This is a genomic window from Microbulbifer mixtoriginis (SeqCode) (assembly GCF_052468275.1).
On record NZ_CP174341.1, the window covers coordinates 2,507,358 to 2,519,724 of the forward strand.

At 47.5% G+C, this 12,367-nt stretch carries 9 protein-coding genes; 3 read left to right on the top strand and 6 right to left on the bottom strand.

Annotated features, from left to right (window positions below):
* Window positions 1-12: 12 nt before the first annotated feature.
* The 5 genes from ACJJIC_RS11145 to ACJJIC_RS11165 all read right to left on the bottom strand — a co-directional run bounded on the left by ACJJIC_RS11145 (window position 13) and on the right by ACJJIC_RS11165 (window position 6,874).
* Window positions 13-474, bottom strand: a complete 462-nt coding sequence (locus ACJJIC_RS11145) for a PaaI family thioesterase (protein ID WP_252085463.1) — start codon at window positions 472-474, stop codon at window positions 13-15.
* 21 nt (window positions 475-495) lie between these two features.
* Window positions 496-1,446 (bottom strand): DMT family transporter, encoded by a 951-nt coding sequence (locus ACJJIC_RS11150; protein ID WP_445356925.1) that lies wholly within the window; start codon window positions 1,444-1,446, stop codon window positions 496-498.
* A 128-nt stretch (window positions 1,447-1,574) separates the two neighbouring features.
* Complete coding sequence (locus ACJJIC_RS11155; RefSeq protein WP_445356926.1) at window positions 1,575-3,677, bottom strand: 3-hydroxyacyl-CoA dehydrogenase NAD-binding domain-containing protein; 2,103 nt, start codon at window positions 3,675-3,677, stop codon at window positions 1,575-1,577.
* Window positions 3,678-3,737: 60 nt separating this feature from the next.
* The gene (locus tag ACJJIC_RS11160) at window positions 3,738-4,940 is read right to left on the bottom strand and encodes a 3-oxoadipyl-CoA thiolase (protein WP_445356927.1); all 1,203 of its coding nucleotides are present in this window, start codon (window positions 4,938-4,940) and stop codon (window positions 3,738-3,740) included.
* Window positions 4,941-4,996: 56 nt separating this feature from the next.
* Window positions 4,997-6,874, bottom strand: a complete 1,878-nt coding sequence (locus ACJJIC_RS11165) for an acyl-CoA synthetase (protein WP_445356928.1) — start codon at window positions 6,872-6,874, stop codon at window positions 4,997-4,999.
* Between the two features lie 457 nt (window positions 6,875-7,331).
* Between ACJJIC_RS11165 and ACJJIC_RS11170 the strand changes: the two genes are divergently transcribed.
* Both ACJJIC_RS11170 and ACJJIC_RS11175 read left to right on the top strand, forming a co-directional pair.
* On the top strand, window positions 7,332-8,531 hold the full coding sequence (locus ACJJIC_RS11170; RefSeq protein WP_445356929.1) for an acyl-CoA dehydrogenase family protein: 1,200 nt from the start codon (window positions 7,332-7,334) through the stop codon (window positions 8,529-8,531).
* 27 nt (window positions 8,532-8,558) lie between these two features.
* Window positions 8,559-9,686 (top strand): acyl-CoA dehydrogenase family protein, encoded by a 1,128-nt coding sequence (locus ACJJIC_RS11175; protein ID WP_445356930.1) that lies wholly within the window; start codon window positions 8,559-8,561, stop codon window positions 9,684-9,686.
* Between the two features lie 76 nt (window positions 9,687-9,762).
* On the opposite strand, the gene ACJJIC_RS11180 is transcribed toward ACJJIC_RS11175, so the two are convergent.
* Entirely contained in the window at window positions 9,763-10,563 is an 801-nt protein-coding gene (locus ACJJIC_RS11180) for an IclR family transcriptional regulator (protein ID WP_444885339.1), read from the bottom strand.
* 375 nt (window positions 10,564-10,938) lie between these two features.
* On the opposite strand from ACJJIC_RS11180, the gene ACJJIC_RS11185 reads away from it, so the two are divergent.
* The gene (locus ACJJIC_RS11185; protein ID WP_444898506.1) at window positions 10,939-12,348 is read left to right on the top strand and encodes a serine hydrolase domain-containing protein; all 1,410 of its coding nucleotides are present in this window, start codon (window positions 10,939-10,941) and stop codon (window positions 12,346-12,348) included.
* Window positions 12,349-12,367: the final 19 nt, after the last annotated feature.

Here is a 12,367-nt window from a genome sequence, read left to right on the forward strand (position 1 = left end):
CAGTTGAGGGCTTCACACTTTAATTCTGTGGTGTGTTTTTGCAGGATGCTCTTCAATAGCTTCTCCCTCTAGTATTTCACTACCAGTTTGGTAGCGCATTGTCATCTGGCCAGTTGCAAGCAGGGTTCCTACACTGTCATAAACTTCGGTATAGGAATAAAAGATTTTATGCCCCGAGCTGGTCAACTTACCTATGGCGGTTAACTGGTTGGTTTTGGCTCGACCGGTGAAATTGGTTGTTAATGAAAGCGTGAGGGACTTACGCCGACGATTTGGGTATGGGCAGTAGAGACCACAGTAGGAACCGGCAATATCAATTAACGTTGTAATAAATCCCCCATGGGGTACTCCGTGGCTATTCAAATGCTCAGGAAGTACGGTTACGCTGATCACTACACGGCCTTCCTGCCACTCATCAATTTTCACACCCAAATGATCATTAAACGGTGGTTGTTTTTTATTTTGCCAGCTCATTTCGACTTACCTTTTGGGAAATTAGTTAGGAACAGGGTGCGTTCGGGCAGCCTGCTGGGTGGAGAGATACACTGTGAGCAGGCCTGCTGTGACCACTATACAAATTCCTATCATCGCAATTGTGTTAGGTAGATGTTGCCATATCAGCCAGCCAAAAATGCCCGCAATAACCACTCCAAAATAGCTGATTGGTGAAACTACACTGGGTTTTGCATAACTATAAGCTTTGGTGTAGAGCCATATCGCTAATAAAACAGAAACCCCATTAAAAGCCAGGTAGGGAATAGTCCAGCTAGGTATTGATTGCCAGTAGTAGATACCCAGGGGAAGGCTGCACATAAATGAGATAAGGACATAGTAAAACAAAATAAGACTCGGCTTATCAGTGCGAGACAGAATACGTGTGCCCACCATAGAGGCAGCTAGAGTAATACCTGACAGTAAGCCGAAGGCGTGGCCACTACTGATACCATGGATATCAGGTTGAAGAATCAGTGCGATACCAAGTAGCCCAAGCACAATGGGTAGCCAGCTTGTGGCGGGAATCTGTGCACGCGCCCAAAGCCAGGCTACAAGCGGAACAAAAATAGGGGCGGCATTGCGCAGTAAGCCTGCCTCCATCAATGAAATACGGCTGAGTGCATAAAAGTAGGAAAAGAAGCAGAGCCAGCCTGCAAAGCCGCGCAGTAAATGGGTTTTCCAGTGTTGTGTTATGAGCTGTTGGGGTGACTGGCGCACCAGCCAGGGAATAAGTAATAGTAAGCAGATGCTGTATTGGCTGAGAACTATTAAAGGTACTGGTACCGCGGGTGATATCCATTTACTGGCTGCGGCGGCTGTACTGGCAACCATAGCGGTGGCCAGTGCGTAACCTATGCCTTTCCAATTGTTTCTCTTAACCTTGGCTTGGATCGCTTTGTGGTGATCTGGCGGTTCTGGTGACTGTTCGAGCTGCAGCTCATTAAGACGCATTTGGCTCGGTCGTAGTTTCGATTCTATTAACGTATCAGGCCTTATCATTGTGCTGCCAACTAAAAATCTCTCAACTTTGGCAAAAAGGGTAACCGGTACTTTTACCGGTTACCCTTGAGAAGCGAATACTATCGCTGATCGTCTGCCCAGTCCGTAAATGTTTTACCTTCTTTTGCCAGTTGGACGAGCAATGGTGCGGGAGTCCAATTGGCTTCGCCATGTTGGTCACGGAATGTGCAAATAGTATCGTAAATCTTTTTCAAGCCAATGCTATCTGCGTAAAACATGGGGCCGCCGCGATGGGGAGGGAAACCATAGCCATAAACATACACAACATCAATATCACTGGGGCGTTGGGCTATTCCATCTTCCAGAATCCTGGCTCCCTCATTAATTAAGGCGAAAGTAAGGCGATTAAGAATTTCTTTATCAGAGATTTCTCGCCGCTCTATCCCGTGCGCTTTGGCTTGAGCCTCTATCATTGCTTGGACTTCGGGGTCACTAGTACGAGCGCGAGTTTCTGGGTCATAGCGGTAATAACCGGCTCCACTCTTTTGGCCCAGGCGCCCCATCTCTACTAAAGCGTCCGCAATGCAGTAGGTTTTGGGGTCGCCTTTTTCTGTTTTGCTCAGGCCCTCGCGAGCCTTATGGCCAATATCGAGACCGGCCAAATCTCCAACGGCTATGGGCCCCATGGCCATGCCCCAGGATTGCATTACGCTATCTATTTGCTCTGGGGTGGCTCCTTCTATTAAACAGAGTTGTGCTTCACGGGCATAGGGCCGTAGCATCCGGTTGCCAATAAACCCATAACAGTTTCCGGCCAGCACGGGAGCTTTCTTGATAGTTTTTGCCAACCGCATTGCGGTAGCAATAACATCGTCGGCGCTCTTTGAGCCACGAACGACTTCTAGAAGTTTCATAACATTGGCAGGGCTGAAAAAGTGTAAGCCGATAACATCTTCTGGCCGATTGGTAGCAGCGGCGATCTGGTCGATATCCTGGTAGGAAGTGTTTGTTGCGAGAATGGTGCCGGGTTTACAGTATTGGTCCAGCTTGGAAAAAATTTCCTTTTTAAGCGTTACATTCTCAAACACAGCTTCGATAACGAGGTCTACCTCTACCAGGTCGGAATAGTCAGTGGTGCCCTGGATTAGTGAGAGATAGTGTGCTTTTTGGGGCTCTGTAATCTTCCCCTTTTTCATACTGATATTGTAATTTTTGTCGATTACTGCCAGACCACGCTCTACGGCAGCTTGATCGATATCTAGCAGCTTGACTGGGATACCGGCATTGGCAAAATTCATGGCGATACCTCCCCCCATAGTGCCGCCGCCAATAATGCCAATACTGTTTATTTCTCTGATAGAGGTATCTTTGGAGAGACCCTGAACTTTTGTCGCACGTCGCTCGGCAAAGAACATATGCCTCAGGGCGGCGGACTGACTTGAGAGTAGGCATTCGATAAATAGATCCAGCTCTTTAGCCAGCCCTTTATCGAATGGCAGTTTAACCGCTGCCTCCACACAGGAGACAATATTCTGTGGGGCCAGTTGACCAGGTGCTCTTTTTTCCAGTCGCTGGCGGAAATCCTCGAACAAGCCCTCTGGAATACTGGCAGGATCTATTGTGATGTCCCGGACTCTGCGTGGTGGGGCTTTCTGGTCAATTAGTTCGCGAGCAAAGGCGAGGGCCCCTTCGAATAGATCATCATCAACCACGTGATCGATCAGCTTCATGCTTTTGGCTTTCGCGGCCGGGATTGGGGCACCTTTGGTGATCATTTCTAATGCAGCCGCAACGCCGGCCAGACGTGGAGTGCGCTGAGTACCACCGGCCCCAGGCAATAACCCCAATTTAACTTCAGGCAGGCCGACTTTGGCAGATGCCAGGGCACAGCGATAGTGACAAGCCAGTGCCACCTCAAAGCCCCCGCCCAATGCGGTACCGTGAATAGCGGCAATCACTGGTTTACGAGAGTTTTCGATTTCGGTAATCACTTCAGATAAGGCAGGTGCCTGTGGTGGCTTACTAAATTCTGTGATGTCTGCACCAGCAATAAAAGTGCGGCCTTCACATATCAAAACCAGTGCCTGAGAGGCATCTTCCTGGGCACTCTTGATCGCTCCCCAAATGCCTTCGCGCAGCCCGTGGGAAAGCGCGTTGACAGGGGGGTTGTTAAGTCGAATAACACCAATATCGCCAATAAGTTCATAATTTACGGTAGACATTGTTATCTCCAGATCTTAAATGACTATTAGATGGTTTCTCCTAGAGGGTCTCGCCGGTTTTTATATACGCTCTATTATCACTGCGATTCCCTGGCCAATACCAATACACATGGTGGCTAACCCGTAGCGCCCGCCGCTACGCTCCAGCTGGCGTAATGCTGTGAGTAGAATGCGGGCTCCGCTGGCGCCGAGCGGATGCCCAACTGCAATTGCACCACCATTGGGGTTTACCCTGGAGTCCTCGTAATCAATCTCGAGCATTTTCAGGCAGCCCATGGCCTGTACAGCAAAAGCCTCGTTAAACTCCATGACATCCATATCTGCCAGGCTCAAGCCTGCACGAGCCAATGCCTTACGGGTAGCCGGGACCGGGCCTAACCCCATTACTCTTGGCTCCACTCCCGCAATAGCACTGGCGAGAATACGTGCGCGGGGCTTGAGATCTACGGCCTGCCCGGCCTCCTGGCTGCCAATAATGAGTGCTGCGGCACCATCGTTGATTCCAGAAGCATTTCCAGCAGTTACTACGCCGCCTTCAAATAGCGGGCGTAGCGTTTGCAGGCGCTCCAGGCTGGTATCGGGGCGGGGATGCTCATCAGTATCGATAAGGCGGGGTGGTTGCTTTAGGTCCTGTGGCACCTCGATAGGAATAATTTCATCAATAAAAAAGCCATCAAAACGCGCGCTTTCATATTTTGCTTGTGAAGCTAGTGCAAAGATATCGCACTCTTCCCGCTGAATATTGAGGTCTGCGGCGATATTGTCTGCAGTTTGCGGCATGGTATGGCTGCCAAATTCTGCAACAATATCGGGATTGGTGAAGCGTGGACCCAAAGTGGTATCCGCCAATTGCTGGGTGCGATCGAAAGGGCTGCTTGCTTTGGAGAGGACCAAGGGGGCACGGCTCATGGATTCAACACCACCGGCAATGAACAAATCACCTTCCGAGGCTCTGATGCAACGGGCTGCATCGGCAACGGCAGATAAGCCTGAACCACATAGGCGGTTTACCGTAATACCACCGGTGGAGATTGGCAGTCCTGCAATTAGCCCGGCAAAGCGGGCGATATTACGACTGTCCTCACCGGCCTGATTGGTATTTCCGGCAATCACATCCTCAAATTGCTTGTGATCGAAATTATTACGTTCAACCAGGGCTTTAATGACATGCGCGAGCATATTGTCAGGCCTGATACTGGAAAGGCTACCTCCATGGCGACCAAAAGCACTTCGGCCGCCATCATAGATATAAGCTTGTGGCATTGTCAGTTTTCCCAATGATTGATTATTGTTTTGTGAGCAGTAGTAAATGTCCGCGCTTAATCAAACTCCAGCGCTACCGGAATGTTTTCCAATGCCTCCTCTGCTACCGTTTTAGCTGAAGGTTTTTCCAGACGAACTTTTGCAACCTGGCCCAGGGCACTATCAAAACGGGCAGAAAACTCTGCAGATATATTTTTTTCCTGAAGTGCCTGGCCAATAACATATTCGGTAGCGCGATTGCGCAAAGCGGGTTTGAATACCTTGGCTACTGCGGTTAGGGGAATTTCATCAATAATCTCTACCCGCTTGGGTATCGCTGCACGTTCAGAAATCTGGGTGCGGCAGTAGTCGATAAGCTGCTCTTCTGTGGGTGGATTTTCGGACGGGTATAGAGTGACGTAGGCCACCGGAACCTCACCGGCATAGGCATCGGGCTGGCCAACGGCAACAGCCATAGCCACGGCGGGGTGACGGCTTAGTGGCTCTTCAATCAAGGCTGGATCTATATTGTGGCCGCCACGAATGATTAAATCCTTGGCTCGCCCGGTCAAATAAAGATTGCCATCGCCATCGACATATCCCATATCGCCAGTATTAAACCAACTGTGGTCAACCCAAGCCTTGGCGTTATCCTCTTCGGAGAGATAGCCTGAAAAAATATGTGGCCCCCGTGCAAGTACAATACCGACTTCACCGGTGTTACAGGTTCTCACTAGCCGGTTTCCATCCAGTTCGGCAATTTTCATTTCCATATAAGGGAGGCGGCGGCCGACGCTGCCCTCGGGTGCTTGCATATCTGTTGGGGGGCGGGCCAGCAGGCAGCTGGACTCTGTCATGCCATAGCCGTTACTTACCGTCACATTGAATTTTTCCTCAAACGCACTCTTAAGCGCTGCGGGTAAAGGCGAAGCCCCGCAGCCAACATCTGTCAGGCAGCTGATGTCATTGTCGCCCACAGGGATTTGCATCAAGATGCCGAGAATAGTGGGCACGGCGCCAAAGCCCTGTACACGGAAGCGGGCGACGTGATGCCACCAGTTGGGGAGCACATTGGGGGAGCGAAAACCTGAGGGGGTCATTATAACAATCGTGCGGCCGGCGAGCAGAGTGCCAATGCCGGCGACCACAGTGCCGAAAATGTGAAACAGAGGAAGGCCACTGAGGGTAGCAAATCGCCCCTTACTGGATGTTGTGTCCACACTCAGCTGTGCGACAAACGCAATATTGCTGTGGGTCAGGCGTGCAATTTTAGGCCGCCCGGTTGTCCCTCCGGTGTGGAAGTAACTGGCAATTTCATCGCCTTGAATAGTTCTCCCACTAATTAAATGGTCATTTGGCTGTTGGGCAATAGCCAATACAAAATTCTCTACCTTAATGCCGGAAGGTATGGATAGGGTGCTAACCGGTTTTTTACTGATTAGCAGCAGTGCCTTCAAGGTTGGAACCTGCTTAATGACCTGCGCAACCTTTTCCCAAATCTCCTCACTGAGATCCTGACCAAGGCTGACTAATACCTTGGCTTTGGTGGCATTCATGATCTCGGCGATATGCTCCGGTTCCAGCAACGGATTGATAGGGCTGGCGATTCCCGCGGCTTGTCCACCCCAGAGTGCAAAATGCGTTTCAGGAAGGTTGGGTAATAGTAATGAAACGGTATCTGTCGAATTAACGCCGAGAGAATGGAGTAGATTGGCGGTTTGGTGAACTTTTTCGGATAGCTGCGAGTAGCTCACAGTCACACTTTCTTCATCTGGTACAGCGGTGGGAAGAAATTCGATGGCTGCATCTTGTTGGTAAAGACGGGCGGCCTGCCGAATTAAATCGTAGGTGTTTTCCCAGGGATAACGTTGTAACAAAGGTACTTTTTCATATTCCTGGATTTCTGCAAGAGATTGCAGCATGGGACTGCCAGTGGAAGTGGACGTGATAGACATGGGGGCTTCTCTCACTATGGTTATTATGTTGATGACAATATCAAAAGTGAAAAGAGCATTCCACTCTGCGGAATTCAATGGTAATGTTTTGTGCGTCGAGTGGTTATTTAAAAGCTAATTGGTGGGAATTGGCGGATAAATATTTACATCAGCTATATATAAACGCCACTAAGTAGAAAGTTGCGTCAATAGAGTTGGCTCGATAATTGAGGACCTACTTGCGTGAGTCAGAAAAAGTCAAAATTACGATGCTCAGATATCAATATCATCCTGAAATTGTTTGTAGATAGGTTTAATTAAGACAAAGAGTGGAGCTCGCCGAGCCAGATCGAAAGTGAATTTATTCCGCTTGTATAAGGGAACTTCCGAATTTAGTACATGTTGATTGTGCAAGTTGGTGAAGGAAGTTAGCTGAAAAATCTCTGCCAATTGCACCCATATAAACAGGAGCAAGCGAATGAATATAGATTTTTCCCCCGAAGAATTAGCTTTTCAGCAGGAAGTTAAGCAATTCCTGCAAGAGAAGCTTCCGGCGGATATCAGTGAGAGGACTCTGGATGAAATTCCCCTGGGAAAAGAGGACTATGAACGCTGGCAAAAGATCCTGTACGAACAGGGTTGGGCTGCGACTAACTGGCCAGTTGAATATGGGGGTACCGGTTGGACGCCAACACAAAAATACATATGGGCCAATGAGTGTGCCAACTTCGGCGCGCCAGATGTAATTCCTTTCGGCTTTAAAATGGTTGCACCGGTTATCTTCACTTATGGTAGTGAAGAGCAAAAGCAGCGGTTTTTGCCGGATATCTTGGCAAGTAATGTTTGGTGGTGCCAAGGATATTCGGAGCCAAATGCGGGCTCTGATTTGGCGTCGTTAAAAACCACAGCAGTACGAGATGGCGATGAGTATATCGTTAATGGTACCAAAACCTGGACGACTCTGGGACACTGGGCCGATTGGATTTTCTGCCTGGTTCGTACCGGAGGCCCCGAAGTCAAAAACCAGGCCGCAATCACTTTCCTGTTAATTGAAATGAACCACCCGGGCATTACTGTATCGCCCATTATGACTTTGGGCGGCCATCATGAAGTGAATGAAGTGCATTTTGATAATGTACGGGTACCAGTGGCCAACCGTATTGGAGAGGAAGGTCACGGCTGGACCTATGCCAAGGTACTATTGACCCATGAACGCACAGGCATTGCACGGGTTGCCACTTCTAAAAAACGTTTACAGACTTTAAAAAAACTGGCAGGTGATACTTGTGATGGTGACGCCAGCCTCCTGGAAAATCCAGCCTTTGCGCAAAAGCTCGCAGAAGTTGAAATAGAACTTTTAGCTTTGGAGTTTACTGAGCTAAGAGCACTCGCGGCAGTGAGTACCGGTAATGCACCGGGGCCTGAATCCTCCATTTTAAAAATTAAGGGAACTGAAATCGCCCAACTTATTGATGAACTTTACATGGAAACTGCGGGTTACTACGGAATGCCATTTGTCCGAGAGCAATTTAAAAGCGGATTTGATGGCGAGCATGTAGGCCCTGGAGTTATTACCAGCAGCGTGCCCCGTTACTTAAATAACCGTAAATCCTCGATTTATGGTGGCAGTAACGAAATTCAAAAAAATATTATCAGCAAGTGGGTACTTGGTCTGTAAACGCGACGTTTAATGAGGATTGGAACGATGGATTTTTCCTATAGTGAAGAGCAGCAGATGTTGCAAAGCAGTGTGTGCAAATTTATTCAACAGGATTATGACTTTGATCGTCGCAGTAAGTTAATAGACAGTGATACTGGGTTTAGTGAGGATAACTGGAAGTTATTTGCCGAGTTGGGCTGGCTAATGGTTCCATTTAGTGCAGAAGACGGTGGTCTGGGTGGTTCTGCTGTTGATCTGATGGTGGTGATGGAAGAGTTTGGTCGTGGTCTGGTGGTGGAACCCTTCCTGGCCAGTGCAGTTTTAAGTGGTGGGCTAATAGCAAACGGTGCCAACGAGGCGCAGAAGCGAGAGCTAATAAGCTTGTTGATGGAAGGCCAGTTGCAGCTGGCATTTGCATTTGCTGAGCCCCAGAGCCGTTTCAATCTTTCTGATATTACCACCAAAGCTGTAAGGAACGGAGACAGCTACGTAGTAAATGGCCACAAAGCCGTTGTTCTGAACGGTTCAGCCGCAGATAAACTATTGGTGGCAGTACGTACTAGCGGCGGCCAACATGATTGTGAAGGTATCACTTTATTATTGATTGATACCAACACTGAGGGTGTTCACCGCCAGGGGTATGCCACTGTGGATGGGCACCGTGCGGCTGAGGTAAAGTTTAATAACGTCATGGTTCCTGTGGCAAACCGGGTCGGAGAGGAAGGGGCCGCTTTGCCAGTAATGGAACAGACAATTGACCGGGCCACACTGGCGCTGTGTGCCGAGGCAGTAGGGGCCATGGAGAAAATTTATAGAAAGACCGTGGAATATACAAAGACCCGGGAGCAGTTTGGCGTTCCCATTGGTAAGTTCCAGGCCTTGCAACACCGGATGGTGGATATGTTTACCGAATATGAACAGGCCCGCTCTATTCTATTAATGGCAGCGTTACAGTTGGATGTGAATAATGGCGTTGCCCCTAAGGCAATTTCTGCAGCAAAAAGTCGCATTGGAAAAGCTGCCCGGTTAGTAGGCCAGGAAGCAATTCAGTTACATGGCGGTATAGGGGTTACAGAGGAGTTGGATGTGAGCCATTATTTTAAACGCTTAACCACAATCCAGTATTTCTTCGGTAGTACAGATTATCATACTCGCCGATTTGCCGGGCACTAGCGAGGCAGGCAGCCGTGAGGTGATGAGTTGTCCCCCAGGTTGGTCGCATTGCGCTACTAACCTGGGGTTAAGCTATCTAGTAGCGGATCAGCATGGCCTCTATATTGCCGACCATATTTTTCAATAAGGGGGCGACTTCTTCTTCCAGGAATTCTGGACTCAGGCGGTAAGCAGGTCCGCCCGCATTAAATGTATAAATGCGCCCCTGGCTTAATTGTAGGGGGACAGCAATACCATTAACATCGCGGTTCCAGTCGCCAAAGGAGCTACAAAAGCCACGCTGCTTATAGCTTGCTACCGCTTCCTCAATTCCAACCTTGATTTTAGGCCAGCGCTCGCTATTTCTTTTCTCCAGGTGCCCATAAAAGTACTCGCGCTCCTCTTGAGGTAGCGCTGCCAGGAAAGCCCTTCCTGAACCACTGGTAGCTAAAGAAACACGGTTACCTATTTCGTAGCGAAAAGTCGTAACATTAGCGGCTGCACAAAACTCGACAAATATCATGTCGAGTCGATCACGGTCAGACAGCCCTACAGCAGTTCCTGTGGAGTTTGCAAGGTCTTGCATTAGGGGTTTGGCAACCTGCCGAATAGCCAGATTAGAGACGAAAGAGTAACCCAGCGCTAGTACGCCGCTACCTAATTGGTACTTTTCCAGTCGGTCTGAGTAGGTCAAATAGCCTAATTTTGTCAGAGTATAGGTTAACCGTGAAATACTGGAGCGAGGCAAGCCTGTGCGTTGGGCGATTTCAAGGTTACCCAGAAAGCCATCACCGGGCTGAAATGCCCGCAGAACATCCAGTCCTCTGGCGAGGGCTTCAATAAACTTGCGATCGGGTTCTGCGCTTTTCTTTCTTGGGAGATCACTCAGCGGAGCCATGGTCTTAAATCCTGCATCTATAGTAGCAAGTATACAAATTTTACTCCTGGATCTGAAGTTAGATACTTAGCCTTAAAGAGAAATTTAGGCCTGTGAAGGGTGTTTGGAAAATAATGAGCAGTAACGTAAATTGTGGTTGTACTTGGGGGGCAACTGTGAGTCCCGGGCAAGAGTGTTCTTTAAAGCAGATATGGTTTAATTGTATTTTTTGCGGAATACCTACATATACATTCTATTTATCGTATTTTGCATAGTTGCTGCTTGTTTCAAAGATGAAATTAGTGTTTGAATCCGTTGCCAGTGAACTTTTCCAGGTTTGAGCTCATTTAAAAAAGAATTTTAGATATGATAATAAGGCTTCTCATTAGTATCACAATGGCTTTGATTGTCGTTAGTAACTGTTATGCCATAGATGATAATGTTGGAAAAGAAATAAAATCAGCTCTGGAAGAGCTGTCTAATAGCAACCGCTTAATTGGCTCACATTTTGTTGCGGTAGTTGATAAGAACGGGCTTGATTTCTTTTATGCCTATTCTGAAGGTGGCCCTCAAGTTACAGAGAACACGCCTTTCTTAATCGCAAGTCACACAAAGTCTTTTACCAGTACTTTGATGGCTATCCTGCATAACTCAGGCAAGTTAGATTTAGATAAACCCATATCATCTTATAAGCTCCAGCTGGGGCTTGAGGGAAAAGTTGATATCAATAAAATCAGTGTTAGGGATTTACTTACCCATACGTCTGGATTTACAAGTGTTCAACATACCTTTAAGTCAGCTTTTTTAGGTTATTCCGGTCCAGAGGAGCTGGTACATTCATTAAGTGAGAATCTACTTATAGCGCCAGATTACAACTTTAGGTATTCAAATACGGGCCCGATAGTCGCCTCGATGATTGCAGAGAATGTCACTGGAAAAGCTTGGGGAGAGCTTATAGAGAAGTATATAACTGAGCCTCTGGATATGAATTCGACTACGAATAAGGTGTCCAAAATGGATAATTTTCTTCCATCTATTATCACCTCCAGTGATGGTAATATCTTTACTTCAGGACATTTCAAGTCTGATCTAACGATGCACCCCTCAGGAGGCTTGGTTTCTACTGTAAGTGATTTGGCGACATGGCTTCAGGTAAATATAAACAAAGAAAGGTCAAATGTATCTAAGATTAATGTTTTTGATGAGCTTCATGAAAAGCAGGTAGATCAATCAAAAACCTATTTCACCTATAAGAGAACAGGCTACACCTTGGGGTGGGATCTGGCAGAGTATAATGAAGAGACTCTTTTAACTCGGTTTGGAAATTATGGTGGATATAGTATCCATGTATCATTTATACCAGAAAGAGAGATAGGTGTAATTGCATTTACCAATCAGGATGCGGCTTATATGTTACCCCATGTAATAGCTAATTATACTTATAACTCAATTTTAAATAAAGCAAATAGAGATACGCTGTTTGAGCAGGAGATTAAGCGGCTGAAGAAGTCTGTCCGAGGCGAGCTATTGGAAGCGCCAGATCCTGCATTGGTTGTCAGTGCCGAAAATTTCCCAAGAAATTTTCTTGGTATCTATGTGAATAGTAATGGCTGGCCGGAGCAAAAACTCTATATTGAGGGTGATAAAATAATGGTTAGTTGGGGAGGGCTCAGTGGACCATTGCTAAAAACTGGGGAGGTATATAAGGTGCATTTAGGAGCGCTCCAAAGAGATCTTTCATTTCATTTTCAGGGTAAGGGCGTTGTAATGTCTCAGAATGGATCAGTCAAGTTTATTAAAATATAGGCTGGGTGCTAAAGAGGTA

Excerpts from the sequence above, each read along its gene's own strand:
- ACJJIC_RS11155 (WP_445356926.1), bottom strand. The coding sequence starts at position 3,677 with ATGTCTACCGTAAATTATGAACTTATTGGCGATATTGGTGTTATTCGA.
- ACJJIC_RS11150 (WP_445356925.1), bottom strand. The coding sequence starts at position 1,446 with ATGCGTCTTAATGAGCTGCAGCTCGAACAGTCACCAGAACCGCCAGAT.
- ACJJIC_RS11165 (WP_445356928.1), bottom strand. The coding sequence starts at position 6,874 with ATGTCTATCACGTCCACTTCCACTGGCAGTCCCATGCTGCAATCTCTT.
- ACJJIC_RS11145 (WP_252085463.1), bottom strand. The coding sequence starts at position 474 with ATGAGCTGGCAAAATAAAAAACAACCACCGTTTAATGATCATTTGGGT.
- ACJJIC_RS11185 (WP_444898506.1), top strand. The coding sequence starts at position 10,939 with ATGGCTTTGATTGTCGTTAGTAACTGTTATGCCATAGATGATAATGTT.
- ACJJIC_RS11175 (WP_445356930.1), top strand. The coding sequence starts at position 8,559 with ATGGATTTTTCCTATAGTGAAGAGCAGCAGATGTTGCAAAGCAGTGTG.
- ACJJIC_RS11170 (WP_445356929.1), top strand. The coding sequence starts at position 7,332 with ATGAATATAGATTTTTCCCCCGAAGAATTAGCTTTTCAGCAGGAAGTT.
- ACJJIC_RS11180 (WP_444885339.1), bottom strand. The coding sequence starts at position 10,563 with ATGGCTCCGCTGAGTGATCTCCCAAGAAAGAAAAGCGCAGAACCCGAT.
- ACJJIC_RS11160 (WP_445356927.1), bottom strand. The coding sequence starts at position 4,940 with ATGCCACAAGCTTATATCTATGATGGCGGCCGAAGTGCTTTTGGTCGC.